This is a genomic window from Streptomyces sp. NPDC057616 (genome assembly GCF_042800575.1).
Lineage (GTDB): Bacteria > Actinomycetota > Actinomycetes > Streptomycetales > Streptomycetaceae > Streptomyces.
Window position 1 is genome coordinate 181329 of sequence record NZ_JBHVGU010000013.1, and the last position, 14368, is coordinate 195696.

12 protein-coding genes and 1 pseudogene are annotated in these 14368 nt (G+C 70.6%); 4 read left to right on the forward strand and 9 right to left on the reverse strand.

Annotated elements, in window-relative coordinates; all coding sequences use genetic code 11:
• Positions 1-20 precede the first annotated feature (20 nt).
• From ACFU97_RS18565 to ACFU97_RS18575, 3 genes are all read right to left on the reverse strand, one after another.
• Positions 21-863, reverse strand: coding sequence for a hypothetical protein (locus ACFU97_RS18565; protein WP_384257429.1), 843 nt, complete (start codon positions 861-863; stop codon positions 21-23).
• 113 nt (positions 864-976) lie between these two features.
• On the reverse strand, positions 977-2203 hold the full coding sequence (locus ACFU97_RS18570) for a cytochrome P450 (protein WP_384257432.1): 1227 nt from the start codon (positions 2201-2203) through the stop codon (positions 977-979).
• Between the two features lie 108 nt (positions 2204-2311).
• Complete coding sequence (locus ACFU97_RS18575) at positions 2312-2650, reverse strand: hypothetical protein (RefSeq protein ID WP_384257435.1); 339 nt, start codon at positions 2648-2650, stop codon at positions 2312-2314.
• A gap of 291 nt (positions 2651-2941) precedes the next feature.
• On the opposite strand from ACFU97_RS18575, the gene ACFU97_RS18580 reads away from it, so the two are divergent.
• From ACFU97_RS18580 to ACFU97_RS18595, 4 genes and pseudogenes are all read left to right on the forward strand, one after another.
• Positions 2942-3328, forward strand: a complete 387-nt coding sequence (locus tag ACFU97_RS18580) for a plastocyanin/azurin family copper-binding protein (RefSeq protein ID WP_384257438.1) — start codon at positions 2942-2944, stop codon at positions 3326-3328.
• Between the two features lie 33 nt (positions 3329-3361).
• Positions 3362-3478, forward strand: a pseudogene (locus ACFU97_RS18585) (dihydrofolate reductase); the annotation flags it as partial.
• Positions 3479-3597: 119 nt separating this feature from the next.
• Positions 3598-6738 carry a discoidin domain-containing protein gene (locus ACFU97_RS18590; RefSeq protein WP_384257441.1) on the forward strand — a complete coding sequence of 1047 codons (3141 nt, stop codon included), beginning with the start codon at positions 3598-3600 and terminating at the stop codon, positions 6736-6738.
• Between the two features lie 163 nt (positions 6739-6901).
• The gene (locus ACFU97_RS18595; protein ID WP_384257444.1) at positions 6902-8416 is read left to right on the forward strand and encodes an FG-GAP repeat protein; all 1515 of its coding nucleotides are present in this window, start codon (positions 6902-6904) and stop codon (positions 8414-8416) included.
• Here ACFU97_RS18595 and ACFU97_RS18600 read toward each other — a convergent pair.
• The 6 genes from ACFU97_RS18600 to ACFU97_RS18625 form a co-directional block, all read right to left on the reverse strand.
• Positions 8403-8726 carry a UBP-type zinc finger domain-containing protein gene (locus ACFU97_RS18600; RefSeq protein WP_384257446.1) on the reverse strand — a complete coding sequence of 108 codons (324 nt, stop codon included), beginning with the start codon at positions 8724-8726 and terminating at the stop codon, positions 8403-8405. The genes ACFU97_RS18595 and ACFU97_RS18600 overlap by 14 nt on opposite strands.
• A 33-nt stretch (positions 8727-8759) precedes the next feature.
• Positions 8760-9173 (reverse strand): VOC family protein, encoded by a 414-nt coding sequence (locus ACFU97_RS18605; protein ID WP_384257448.1) that lies wholly within the window; start codon positions 9171-9173, stop codon positions 8760-8762.
• 130 nt (positions 9174-9303) lie between these two features.
• On the reverse strand, positions 9304-11175 hold the full coding sequence (locus ACFU97_RS18610; RefSeq protein WP_384257451.1) for a glycoside hydrolase family 3 protein: 1872 nt from the start codon (positions 11173-11175) through the stop codon (positions 9304-9306).
• Complete coding sequence (locus ACFU97_RS18615) at positions 11172-12389, reverse strand: glycoside hydrolase family 1 protein (RefSeq protein ID WP_384257453.1); 1218 nt, start codon at positions 12387-12389, stop codon at positions 11172-11174. Before ACFU97_RS18615 ends, ACFU97_RS18610 begins: the two co-directional genes overlap by 4 nt.
• A gap of 91 nt (positions 12390-12480) precedes the next feature.
• On the reverse strand, positions 12481-13389 hold the full coding sequence (locus ACFU97_RS18620; protein WP_384257456.1) for a carbohydrate ABC transporter permease: 909 nt from the start codon (positions 13387-13389) through the stop codon (positions 12481-12483).
• A 4-nt stretch (positions 13390-13393) separates the two neighbouring features.
• Entirely contained in the window at positions 13394-14368 is a 975-nt protein-coding gene (locus ACFU97_RS18625; RefSeq protein WP_384257459.1) for a carbohydrate ABC transporter permease, read from the reverse strand.

Below are 14368 nucleotides of genomic sequence, written 5' to 3' on the forward strand. Positions count from 1 at the left end.
CGCACTCGCGTCGTCGCGGCTCACGGGCGTTCGTAGAGCTGCAGGAAACCGCCGACGCAGAAGCAGAGCGCGCCGGTGAGGGTGCCCCAGTTGGCGATGTCGGTGTTGATGAGGCTGCCGGTGGAGTGGCGGGTGTAGGCGGCGAGTGCCGAGACCATGAAGAGGACGGAGCCCAACTGGTTCACGGCGACGATCCACCAGCCGAGGCTGCGCCGGTGGAAGCAGGGCCGGCCGTGGCAGACCTCGACGAGCGCGAGATGGCCGGAGATCAGGAAGAGCACGCAGCCCACGAGGTCCGGAGTCCAGATCAGCCGGTTGACCTGCTGGACGGTCAGACCCTGAAGAAAGGAGTCGACCAGGTTGACACCGAAGACCAGGGTGCCGGTGAACAGCACGAACGTGCTGAGCCAGTCCAGCCGCGTCGGCTCGTAGCTCCACCAGCGCCAGCGGTGGGTGACCAGCCGGGCTTCACCGCCGGGGATGTGCCGGGGCGCGTTGACGACCTGGAGCAGGGAGGCGTAGCCGCCGGTGGTGAAGAGGATTCCGCCGGCGAAGTAGATCGAGGCGCAGGTGGTGGCGTCGCCGGAGCCGAACTGGGCGACGGCCGCACCGGCCACGAAGAGGGCACCGCCGATGATGAAGGCGGTGGAGGCGATGGCGTTGAGCCTGCGCAGTCGGGCCGTCGCGAGGTCGTCGGCGCTGGTGTGCCGGCTCCCGGCGGCTCCCGGAGGGTGGACGAGGAGCACACCGCGCCGTCGGGCCAGGCGTGACTCCCAGACCGCGCTGCCACCATCGGGAAGGTGCCAGGCCAGCCGGGTGGTGAACGGTCCTGCGCCGTCGGCGCGCTGTTCGGGCTGCGTCACAGACCGAGCGTAGAACCATGTCGGGGCCCTCGCAGCGCGCGGCGCAGCCCTATGGAGGCCATGCCGCGCACCGTGAGCGGGCCATGACGGGGCGGGCCCCCTGGGAATCGGGTCTAGGCGCCTGCCGGCGTGAAGCGCACGGGCAGCGCCTGCGGCCCGCGGGTGAACACGCCCTGTTCCACCGGGTCGAAACCGTCGGCGAGGCGCAGGTCGGGCATGGCGTCGAGCAGCTGGTTGATTCCGGTCTCGACCTCCGCCTTGGCCAGCAGCGCGCCGACGCAGAAGTGCCGGCCCAGCGCGAAGGCCAGATGATCGGCGGCCGCCGAGAAGGCCGACGTCGTGGTGAGGTCGTCGCGGAAGATGTCGAACCGTTCAGGGTGGCGGTAGCGGCGCTCGTCCCGGTTGGCGGCACCGATGAGGCAGGTCACGGTGGCGCCCTCGGGGATGGTGCCGCCGGACACCTCCACGGGTGTGGCCGCCTGCCGCATGATCATGTGGACCGGCGGGGTGTGGCGCAGTGTCTCCGCGAAGGCCGCGGGGATCAGACTCCGGTCCTCGCGAACGGCCGCCAACTGCTCCGGATTCAGCAGCAAGTTGGCCACGATGCCGGCGATCGCCTTGTCGGTGGTCTCGCCGCCGGCGGCCAGCAGCAGGCTGCAGAACGCCTTGATGTCCTCGTCGCTCATCCGCACACCGTCGACCTCGGCGGCGCAGAGCGCGGAGAGCAGGTCGTCTCCGAGGTTGTCGCGGCGTTCGCGGATGACCGGGATCATGTACTCGGCGAACTCGACCCGTGTGCGCTCACCGGCGGCGGTCACCTCGGGATCGCCCGAGAGATTGCCCAGGAAGGCGATGACCGCGGTGTACCAGCGGTGGAAGCGGGCGTGGTCGGCCTTGTCCAGGCCCAGCATGTCCGCGATGACGTTGACCGGGAACCGGGTCGCGTAGTCGCTGACGATGTCGGCCGACCCGGTGTGCCGGAAGGCGTCGATGAGTTCGCGGGAGTTGCGCTCGATGACCGGCAGGAACTTCTCCTGGAGCTCACTGCCGCGGAACGCGGGGGCCACGAGGGCCCGGCGCACCGCGTGCTCCCGGCCACTGAGCTGGAGGATCGTCCTGCCGTGGACGGGCTCCAGCTGCCAGTCGTAATTGGCCGTCGTGAACTCGGACTTCTTGTCCTTGAAAACGCGTTCGACGTCCTCGTAGCGGGAGATGATGTAACTCTTGGTGGCCTCGTGCCAGATGAGCGGTTCCCTGTCGCGCATCGCCGCGTACACGGGATACGGATCCGCCGCGAACTCGGGCGACAGGATGTCGGGCACCTGCGGGGCAGTGGACACGGAACTCCTCGAGGTAGATGCGTGCCGTCGACAGCAGGTTATTGATCTTTCGATGGCTCAAACAGTCCACTCCTGGCCGAAGTTGAGCGCGTAACCAAGTGGCGTGCCTCAACGGAGCGGGTGGGACCGCTGGTTCGGACCGGGAGCGTTGAAGCTCATCCCGTTCTCGTCGAGCGCCTTGCAGACGGTCACGCGACCCGTCTCGAAGGCGAAGCTGACGTCGACGTTTCCCTGAGCGAGATCCACGCCCGTCCATGCGAGCAGTTCGGCCCTTTCGAGGGGCAGCCCCCGCACAGCCTGGAGTTCGGGATGCGGTTCGGCACGCCACTGCAGGTCGAAGCCGGGCCACGGAACAGGACGGGCGAGGTCGATGGTGTTCCACGTGAGGGAGAGATCGCCGAGCTTGTGATGGTTGATCTCGACCCGCTCGCCGTCGAAGTCGAACACGCCGCCATCCTGGCGGACGGCCTCCTTCCGCACGACGCGGGGGCCGGTGGCCGCTGGTCGGCCCAGCCACGGCCAGGTCGGCAGGTCGGCAGGTCAAAGCTCCTTCGACATGGCACCCCACCCTGATGTAAGGCCGTACGGCGATCACTGAACAACAAGGCAAGACCGTTCGTATCTCTCATTGAGGGCCTCTCCCGGCAGACGCGGACAAGCCCGACGTCTCGCGGGCGGGCCCCGAAGGGGATGAGCCGCATGGCAATCTCGGCACGCACGAGCCGCACAGCACTTCGTATGACTGGGGTGGCGTTCTCCGCCGCGCTCGTCCTGGCCGCCTGCTCGAGCGGAGGCGGCGGTCAGGCGAAAAGCTCGCCGAGCTCCGGCGCGGCGAAGGCCGGCTCGGGGACCCGGGTGACGGTCACCGAGACCGAGTACGCGCTGAAGCTGTCCCAGTCGTCCTTCACGCCGGGCACGTACACCTTCGTCACCGACAACGCCGGCAAGATCACGCACGCCCTGTCGATCGACGGTCCCGGCGTGGAGGACGCCAAGACCAAGAACATCCAGGGCGGTCAGCAGGCGATGCTGACGGTGACCCTGAAGAAGGGCAAGTACGACCTGTACTGCCCCATCCCCGGTCACAAGCAGCTCGGGATGAACAAGCCCATCCAGGTGCAATGAGCGGGGAGTGATCGCAGTCGGTTCTGCCGGGGCTCCGTCGCGGGGAATGCCCGGCCGGCTTCCATGAGCCAGGGGGAGATCGAGCGCTTGCGGGTCGAGCCGGGGGAGGGCGACATCGCGATCGGCGGCGCGACGCCGGCAGACCCCGCCCACGGCGCGCCCTCCGCGATCAGCGATGTCGTACCCCTTGACGAGCCGGCAACCGCGAACGAAGAATTGCCGCCATCGTCCTGACAACGTTGTCGCAACCGGTCGGAAAGGCGTCGAGCGTGCCCTACGGATCCCTGCAGATCAACCGCCGCCGTTTCGTCCAGCTCCTGACCTCCTCCGCCGCCCTGGCCGCCCTTCCGGCCACGCTCGGCGCCAACACCGCCAGTGCCAACACCGACCTCGCCGAGGGACGTTCACCGGGAGCGACGGATGCGGTGGCCGAGACGTACTACCGCGTCCTGCTGAACCACACCCACTGGTCCGAAACGCAGTGGGACGCGGCCCGCGGCTACTACACGGACAAGGACTTCGGCTTCGCCGTGGTGCTCGGCAACGCCGTCCTGCTGACGCACGGCACCTACGACAGCGACCGCGCCGGGATCGACGCGGCGACGCTCAAAGCCCGCACCATAGCCACGATCCAGCACTTCGCCGCGTCCAACCGCCTTACCGGGGGCACCCAGTGGGGCCGAACCCTGTTCTTCGACACGACCTTCCAGCTGTACTTCGTGCTGGCGGCCCGCCTGCTGTGGGACGACCTCGACGAGGCCACCCGCGCCGGCATCGACACCATCACTCGTGAACAGGCCGCCTACACCACCGGCTTGGGCACGGGCGACGACCCGAACTCCGGCAGCTGGACCCCTCACGGCCTGCTCGGCGGCTACGTGGGAGACACCAAGCTCGAGGAGATGGGTGTCTACGCGCAGTCACTGGCTCCCGGCCTCGCCTGGGCCGCGGACGACCCGCGGCACGCCGACTGGGAGAAGGCGTTCGGAACCTGGTCACGCAACGAGACCGGCCTTCCGCAGGCCGACGGGGCCAACCCGGCCCGCGTCGACGGCATTTCGGTGTCGGACAACACTGCCCGCAACCTTTACGACACCTTCATCGTCGAGAACCACGGCTCCTTCGGGCCGCACTACCAGGAGGAGTTGTGGCGCACCTCGGGCCGCAACGCCGCCCACTTCATCACCGCCGGCAGGCCGTTGCCGCAGGTGCTCACCCACCAGCCGAACGCCGATCCGCTGTGGCGCACTCTCCTCGGCGTCATGAGCGACGCGGGCGAACCGCTGATGCCCATGGTGAACGACCGCGAGCACCTCTACGGCCGTGACGTCATCCCGCTCGCCTTCCTCGCCCAGGTGGGCCAGGACCGGACCGCGGCCCGGGCGGAGGCGTCGCTGGCGGGGCGGCTGGAGGCGTACCAGAAGTATCCGCCCGAGTACCGGCTGGCCAAGTTCTCCGGCGAGCCGAAGTACGAACCCGAGGCGCGCGCCGAACTGGCCATCAGCTACCTGCTGCATCTGTGGGCGGCCCACCAGGGCCACACCGTCCACCCCCTCTCGCAGGACGAGCTCTTCCAACAGGCGGCAGGCGTGGCTGACTTCGGTACCGGACCCGGCCTGGTGTCGCACCAGTCGGTCGCCGCCTGGGCGGGCGCGGTCAGCAAGCCGGGCTTCGTGAAGTTCACCTGGCAACCGGCGCACGACGACTGGCTGTTCAAGCTCAGCGGCGCCACCCCCATGTTCCTGCCCACCACGTCCGCGCAAGTGGCCGGCCGCCAGGTGCGCACCTACACCAGACTCCGCGACGGCTTCGACGGCAGCGCCACCGTCCTGCACCTGAACACCGGCTACGCGGGCCTGACCACACTGCCCTCCGGTGCGGTCGTCTACGCGAGCACGGGTGTCGGCGCCGGCGAGGGGCATCTGGAGGTCTACAACCTCACCATGCCGGGCCTGGCTGGCCTCACGGGCTCGCGCACCTACCGCTTCGAGGAAGGCAGCGCCTCCGTCCTCGCCCAGGACGCCCGCCCCGCGGCCACCACACCCCGCGTGGACGAGGTGACCTTCGCGCGGACCGAGGTGCGGCATCTGCGCATGCTCGGTGTGCGGCCCGATCCGGCGTACGGCTACTCGATCTACGCCTTCGAAGCGCGTGACGGAGCGGACGGCGGCGACCTCGCGCAGGGCGGCACGGCCACCGCGTCCTCCTACGACCCCGGCAAGGAGCCGGCCCTCGCGGTGGACGGCAACGCCACCAGCCGGTGGGCGGTCTCCCGTGCCGACCGCCCCCGCGCGGACAGCTGGCTCGCCGTCGACCTCACCGACGTGCGCGCCGTGGACCGGGTGACTCTGCGCTGGGAGGCCGCCGCCGGACGGGCCTACACGGTGCAGGGCTCGACGGACGGCCGGGAGTGGACCGACCTCGCCTCATGGCCCGTACCCGACGTCCGCAGCCAGGGCGGCTGGCTCGACGTGGACGGACGCGCGGGCCTGATCGTGCGAGGGTCGAAACAGCCACTCGCCGTGTACGGCGACACCATCGTCCTGGCCGACGGCCCGGCGGCCCCGCTGCTGGTTGAAGGATTCCCCGGTGTCTCCGAAGACGGCCTGCGCCAACTTGCACGCCAGACACTCCCGTTGGCCGAGGACGAGACCGTGCGCGTGGCTCTCGGTGAAGGCCACCTCAGTCTGTTCAATCTGTCCGATCGCCCGGTCACCACCCGTGTCGACATCCCCCGGTCCGGCTCATCGGTGGACGTGTTCGAGGGCCGCCAGACACTGACCGCCCACGGCAGCACGTACGAGGCCCAACTCGCCCCGGCCACAGCCACATTGCTGCCGCCCCGGCTCACCTTGCGCGCGCTGTCCGGCGGCCGGTTGCCCGAGGGACTGGAGGTCGAGGTCGTCGACGCCGCCACGGTCCGGCTGACCGGTCCGTCCTGCCGCGTACGGGTGACGGGGCAGGGCCAGAGCGAGGTGGCGATGGTTCGCGCGGGCAGGTCCACGACCGTCACCCTGCGCCGTGCCACCGCCTACCCGCTCGACGACCTGGCCCTGGGACGCACGGTCTTCCCCACCAACCCGCTGCCGCCCGGCATGTCGTCCCCCTCGGCCGCCGTCGACGGCGATCCTGACACGGCGTGGACGCCCGGACCCGACGGCCGCATGGTCGTCGACCTGGGCGCCGAGTTCCGCGTCCGGTCCATCCGCACAGCGTGGACCGGAGGCCGAGTGCCGGCGCTGCGGGCGGAGTTCAGCAGCGACGGACTGACCTACACCCCGGCGGGCCGGCTCACCGGACACGGCCGCACCCGTCAGCTCACGACGGAGCTCACCGCGCGCTACGTCGCTCTGGCCACCGACGCGGGAGAACGCGACGGCGCCCGGCTGATCACCCTCTCACTGAGCTGAGCTCTCCGTTCCTCCCGTCGTCCCGCCCCTGCAACGGATGTCACCGGCGCGTCACAGTCCCCGTGGGCCCCACAACCAGCGCCGTACACCCCGTGTCGAACTCCCTGTCAGCCACCAGGACCAGGTGCCTGCCAGGCCATCAACTACCCACGGGGGAACAGACATGGGCTCGACCGGACGCAACACCCGTCGTACCGCAGGCACCGCCGCTGCCGCGGCGGCTTCCTTCCTGCTGCTGGCGGGAGCCGGCATCCTGGCCGCTCCGTCCGCGTACGCGGGTGTCCCCGGCGCCACCTCCGCCGCCGACCGCAACAGCGACTTCAACGGCGACGGCTACACCGACCTGCTGACCGGCGCACCGGAGGGCACCGTCGACGGCAAGGAGGGAGCCGGCTACGTCACCGTCCAGTACGGCGCACCCAACGGCATCGCCACCAACACCACCGTACCGAAGGGGCACGTCCAGGTCATCAGCCAGTCCACCAAGGGCGTACCCGGCACCTCGGAGTTCGGGGACCACTTCGGGCAGGCGGTCGCCACCGGCGACCTCGACGGCGACGGCTACGACGACGCGGTCGTCGGCGCGCCCGGTGAGGACGAGGGCACGGTCGAGGACGCGGGCCGGGTGACCGTGCTGTACGGATCGAAGGACGGGCTCGGCGCGGAGCGCACCTCGAGCGTCGTCGCCGCCCAGCCCGCCGCCGGCGCCCGGTTCGGGCACACGGTGGCCGCCGCCCGCTTCACGGGGGACGTCGACTCCGATCAACTCGTCGTCCTGGACCAGAAGGTGGGCCTCCAGGTGTTCACCTACCACGCAGGCGTCCTGCGGCAGGTCGGCACGCCGCACTCCACCGGTCACACGCTCCAGGCCGCCTACCTGACCACCGGTGACTACAACCGTGACGGCTTCGCCGACCTCGTCGTCTCCGGCTACAGCCCCGACGACGACTACGCCAAGGGCTGGTCCGCGTACTACGCCGGCAGCGCCGAGGGCCTGCGCTACGGGCGGGATCTCCACGGCGGGCTGGGCACGGCTTCCGGGGACATCAACGGCGACGGCTACGACGACCTCGTCGTGGGGCAGCTCAGCGCCGTGGACGAGGCGGCCGGCGACGCGGACGCCCCCGGCGGCCTGGTCGGTGTGTACTACGGCGGCCAGGACGGTCCCGCCGGTACCCAGGGCCCGGGCAGCGCACCGCAGTGGTGGTCGCAGAACTCTCCGGGTGTGCCCGGCGCGGGGGAGCAGGGCGACGCCTGGGGCAACGACCTGTCCGTCGCCGACGTCGACGGCGACGGGTACGCGGACATGGCCGTCGGCGCGCCCGGCGAGGACGCGGACGGTGCGCCTCGCGCGGGCGCGGTGTGGCTGCTGCGCGGCTCGCGCGACGGCCTGACCGGAACGAACGCCCAGCACGTCGACCAGAACACGCCCGGCATCCCCGGCACGGCCGAGGAGGACGACAGGTGGGGCGCCCAGGTACGGCTCGTGGACACCGACGGCGACGGCCGCGCCGAACTGGTGGCGGCGGCGCCCGACGAGAACGGGGGCGACGGCGCGATCTGGCTGCTGCCCGCCGGCAGCGACGGCCTGCGCACGGACGGCTCCTGGTCGTACGGCGCCGCCGCGCTCGGCGCGCCTGCTCACGGCGCCCACTTCGGTTCGGTCATCGACGAGTAGTCGGAGCGGGCTGGAGGAACACCTCGTCGACGTAGCACCAGGCCCACTGCCGGCCTGGTTCTGCGGAACGCACGAGGGGGTGCCCGCTCGACTCGAAGTGCGCGGTCGCGTGGGCGCCCGGGGCGCTGTCACTGCATCCGACGTGCCCGCAGGTCAGGCAGATCCGCAGGCGCCTCTCATCACGTCCGCGGGCGGCGCACTGCAGGCATACGTCGCTCTGGGGCGGGGGCGTGGGCCCTACGTCGTCGACATGGCTGCAGGCGCGGCCCTCCGGACGGCCGCCGTCGGGCCGTACCACCCACTCGGTCACGATGTCACCTCCGGCGGTCCGGGTCCGTGCTGGCTACCGGGCCTGTCCGGGCTGGTAGGTGCCGGCACTCCATTCATGGCCCTCCGGGTCCAGGACGCGGGCGCGGCGGCTGCCCCAGGGGGTGTCCTCGGGCGGGATGACCTCGCGTGCGCCGGCGTCCACGGCGCGGTGGTACCAACCGTCGACGTCGGCCGCCGTGGCCAGCCGCAGATACAGACCGCAGCCGCTGCTGACGCCGCGTAGCGGTGGGACGGTGTACTCGTCGTCGGAGCTGGCGAGCATCAGCACGATCTCTCCCATGCGTACTTCCGCGTGGGCGACACGACCGTCAGTACCGTCCTGACGTGCGATGACCTCGAAACCGATCGCACTCAGCCACTCAAGGGCCGCCGGGGCGGAGTCGTAGCTGAGGTAGGCGTGCAGCCTGGCAGGCGGGGTGTCGGACATGATCTCTCCTGGTGATGGGATCCCTTGTCTGATTCGCCTTGTGGTCGGTCGCAGGATGCAGCTGATGTGGGCCCACGCGCCTCAGGGAGGTGGGAGGCGCGTGGGCCGTTCGGTGTGCCCCGCGGTGCGGTCAGCCGCCCGGGGTGTCGTACGGCAGGCCGTGGCCTGCCGGGAAGAGCGGGTCACCCGTGTCGTTCGGCACGTCCTCGCGGGATGCCTCCACCGAGCGCATGGAGGAGGGCATTTCCACCGGGAGGCGCCCGCGGGGCGAGGCGTCGCCGAACAGCAGCGCCAGCAGGGCCTCGTCCGTGATGCCGAACTCCGCGACCGCGGCCGCCGCGGCCGCCGTGATCTCCGGGATCACGGCCGGACGGTCGAGGTGGACCGCCACCACGGTCGGCACCTCGTCCAGTTCGCCGACGAGACGTGCTCCGTGCTCGGGCGGGAGGTCCAACCGGCCCTGGTGGAAGGCCCCTTCGTAGTCGATGCCGGTGTGGCGTTTCTCGTACGGTGCCGGGAGCCTGACCAACGCGACGTCTGCCTCGGCCCGTTCGGCGACGACCTCTGCGTAGGGTGCCGCGGCCGACGGGTCGATGCCGGTCAGGTGCAGCCGTGTGCCGCGGGGCAGCGGGAGCACCGGCCGGGCGGGGGCTCCGTTGGTCAGCAGCACGGCCGCACGCTGCTGGGCGCGGACGCCCGCGGCGGCGAAGTCCCGCCGTCCGACGGTGCGTTCGGCCTCGTCCGGGTCGACGTAGGGTTGGTCGAACAGGCCGAGCTGGAACTTCTGGCGCAGGATGCGCCGGGCCGAGGCGTCGACGCGCTTTTCCTCCACCCGGCCGGACTCGACCAGTTCCACGACGAGTTCCGGGCAGAACTCGCCGCCCAGTTGGTCCACGCCGGCGGCGAGGATCCGGTGCACCCGGTCGATACGGCTCAGTTCCTCCGTGCCCCAGCAGCGGGCCGGCCAGCGGGTTCCGCCCACGCGCACGTCGGTGACCAGGCCCCAGTCCGAGCAGACCACGCCGTCGTAGCCGTAGCGCTCGCGCAGCCAGCCGGTCACGATCTCGCGGTTGAAGCCGAATCCCACCTCCTCCACTCCCAGGCCGACCGGGATCGCGTAGTACGGCATGACGGCCGCGGTCCCGGCGGCGAAGGCGGCCTCGAAGGGCACCAGGTGCTGCTCGGCGTTGCCTCCCGGATAGACCTGCTCCCTGCCGTACGGGAAGTGCGCGTCGTCGCCGCGTAGTTGGGGTCCCGCTCCCGGGAAGTGCTTGGTCATGCAGGCCACGCTGTCGGGGCCGAGCCGCGTGCCCTGCATGCCGCGGATGTACGCGGCGACCAGGTCGGCGGCGAGCGCGGGGTCCGCTCCGAAGGTGCCGACCCCGCGGGACCAGCGCGGCTCGGTGGCGAGGTCGGCCTGCGGATGCAGGGCCATCCTGATGCCGACGGCGAGGTACTCCTGCCGTACGACGTCGGCGAACTCGGCCACGAGGTCCGGGTCCGCGCACGCCGCCAGGCCCAGCGGCTCGGGCCAGCGGGAGAACGTGGTGGTGGTGATCGCGGTGGCCGGGTTGTCGGTGAAGCCGTGGACCGGGTCGCTGGACAGCGTCACGGGGATGCCGAGGCGGGTCTCGGCGGCCAGCCGCTGCAGCCGGTTGTGCCATTGCGCGTAGGCGCGGGGGGCGATGCGCGGAGCGGCGTTGAAATGGTTGATGTGCTTGGTGGTCACCAAGGTCGAGGTGGACAGGACGTCGTACGGGATGTCGTCACAGTCGGGGGCCGGCTCGTGCAGCCCCGACGTGGTGGACTGCATCATCGTGTGGAACATCAGCCCGGCCTTCTCCGCGAGGGTCATCCGGGCCAGCAGGTCCTCCACCCGCCGGTCGACGCTCTCGCGCGGGTCCTCGTAGACCTCCAGGCGTCCGGTGCCGGCCAGGTCGCGGAAGACGACGCCGTCCTGCCGCGCGAGGTGCGGGTCGAGGTCCTCCCGTGCCGTGGTCATGCCGCTCCTTCCGTCAGAACGGGGGAGGAGGGGGCGGGCAGGGCGTTGGCGCGGGCCACCTGGCCGAGCCAGTAGGCGCTGGGCTTGACCGTGCGGGCGAAGGTGCTCCGGTCCACCGCGATCAGCCCGAAGGTGGGCGCGTACCGGCCCCACTCGTAGTTGTCCAGGGCGCTCCAGTGCAGATAGCCGTGCACGGTGACGCCGTCGGCGATGGCCTGGTGGAGGTGGGCGAGGGCCTCCGCCGTGTAGTCGACTCGGCGGTCGTCGTCGGCCGTGGCGATGCCGTTCTCGGTGACGATGACCGGCACGTGCCCGGTGACCTCCCAGGCGTTGCGCACCCCGAAGCCCAACGCGGCGGGGAAGTACTCCCACCCGGTCAGCGTCTTCTCCACGTCCTCGCGCGGCGGCAGCGCGCCCTCGCGTCCGACGAACGTACGGGTGTAGGCCTGTACGCCGACGAAGTCGTCGCCCCGTGCGGCTTCGAGGAAGAACTCCTCCAGCGGATAGCTGTACGCGCGGGCTTCCTCCTCGCAGCCGGGTTCGGCGTGGATCGCCTGAGTGGCGACCGACCAGCCGGACTTGATGCCCTCGGCCGTGAGGACCTCGCGCGAGAGCTGATGGGCGCGCACGAGTTCCTCGGAGACCCGCCGGCTGGGCCGGGCCAGACCGTGAGCGACGAGGTTGGCGCCGCCCTCCTCCGCGCCGGCTCCGCAGGCGATGATGTTGGGCTCGTTGATGGTGCACACCCAGGGCACCCCCTCGCGCACCACCGGCAGCACCGCCTCGGTGAACCGGGCGAACAGCTCGGCCGCCCGCGGGGCGCGCCACCATCCGTCCGCGTGCATCCAGCGGGGCACGGTGAAGTGGTTGAGGGTGACCATGGGCGTCAGGCCCGCCTCGTGGCAGGCGTCGACCATCCGGCGGTAGTGGTCCATCTCGGCGCGCGAGAAGACCCCCGGCTCGGGCTCGATACGGCTCCATTCCAGGCTGAAGCGGTAGGTGTCCAGGCCGGTGTCGGCCAGCAGCGCGATGTCCTCGCGGTAGCGGTGGTAGCTGTCGCAGGCGTCGCCGCTGGGCTCGGGAACGGTGGTGCCGGCAGCGTACTCGCGCTGCCAGTAGTCGCTGTTGACGTTGTTGCCCTCCGTCTGGTGACCCGCGGTGGCGGCCCCCCAGAGGAAGCCGGGCGGGAAGGCGAGTGACTCGGGACGATGCATCGTCGTGCGTCCTGTTCGTTCGTAGAGGCGAAGGGTGGGGCGGGCGGGGGAGTCAACGGAGCGGCGGGGCAGCGAGGTTGCTGCCCGCGCGCTACTTGATGCCGGTCGCGGCGATGCCCTGCACGAACCAGCGCTGCAGCAGGACGAAGACGAGCACGATCGGCGTGATCACCATCACCGAACCGGCCAGCAGCAGGCCGTAGTCGGTGGCCTGCTGGCCCGTGGAGTACAGCGACAGCGCGACCGGCAGGGTGTACTTGTCCTGGCTCTGGGCCACCACGAGCGGCCAGAGGAAGTTGTTCCAGGAACTCAGGAAGGTCAGGATGCCGAGCGTCGCCAACGGCGGCCCGCACAGCGGCAGTACGACCCTGGCGAAGATCCGCAGCTCGCCGGCGCCGTCGATGCGCGCGGCCTCGATCAGCGAGTCGGGCACCGAGCGGATGAACTGCCGCATCAGGAACACCCCGAGCGGGGACGCGAGGTACGGCAGGATGAGCCCCGGATACGTGTCGATCATGTGGAGCCGGCCGACGAGGACGAACAGCGGCACGAACGTCACCGTGCCCGGCACCATCAGCATGGTCATCACCAGGAGGAACAGCGGCCGCTTGCCCGGGAATTCGAGCTTGGCGAGCGCGTAGCCGACCATCGAGCAGAAGACCAGGTTCCCGGCGACCGTCACGAGGGCGACCAGGACGCTGTTCTCGAAGTACGTGCCGATGTGCAGCCCGCTGAACCAGAACCGGTAGTTGCCCAGCGTGGGGGCGTCCGGCAGCCATCCGTCGGGGTTGCGCAGGATCTCGCCCTGGGACTTGAACGACCCCAGGACCATCCACACGAACGGCATCAGCGTCAGGCACACCCCGACGACGAGCACCGCGTACGTCAGCCACTGACCGCGGGAGACCGTCGGGCGGTGCGTCCGCTCACGGCCCGCTCCCGGGCGGCGCGGGCGGGATCCGGGCCGCCGCACGGGCGGACGGCCGAGTGTCGTGGTCATCGGCTCAGTCCTTCGCGCGCAGCGAGCGGAACTGGAGGAGGCTCAGCAGCGCCACGGCGACGAACAGGACGTAGCTCGCGGCGGACGCCTGGCCGTAGTTGCCGAAGCCGAACTGCTTGAACGTGTAATACGTCGCGGACAGCGTCGAGTTGAGCGGACCGCCCTGCGTCATCACGAACGGCTCCTCGAAGAACTGCAGGTAGCCCACCGAGAGCATGACCGCGCCGAGCAGCAGGGTCGGGCGCAGGAGCGGCAGGGTCACGGAGACGAAGCGGCGCATGGGTCCGGCACCGTCGATGGCGGCGGCCTCGTGGAGTTCGTGCGGCACGTTCTGCAGACCCGCGAGGAAGATGATCATCAAGGTGCCCATGTTGCGCCAGGCGGCCATCAGGATCAGCGACGGCATGGCCCAGGTGGTGCTGTGCAGCCAGTCGGGCCCGTGGATGCCGAGGTGACCGAGCAGGGTGTTGACCAGGCCGTCGGACTGCAGCACGTAGCGCCAGACGACCGCGACGGCCACGATGCTGGTCACCACGGGGGTGTAGAAGCCGAGCCGGAAGACGGTACGCAGCCGGGTGATGCCGTTGTTGAGGGCGACGGCCAGGGCGAGCGCGACGACCATCGTCAGCGGGATCCCGAGAAGCACGAAATAGCCGGTGTTGAGCAGGGCCCGGCGGAACGCGGGGTCCTCGAAGAGGTGGACGTACTGGCCGAAGGCGACGAAGTCCACCTGGGTGGGCGTCTGCATGTCGCTGCTGCGGAAGTCGGTGAACGACATCAGGAACGACGACACCAGCGGCAGCAGCATGAAGACGCCGAACACCGCGACGAAGGGCAGCGCGAACATCCAGGCGACGATCGCCTGCCGGCGCCTGAACGGGCTGGTGCGGCGGTACGGGCGGGCCGGAGGCGCCGAGCGAGGGGGACGTTCCGGACGGGCCGGCCCCCTCCCGGGAGTGGTGAAGGACAGCTGCGCCAT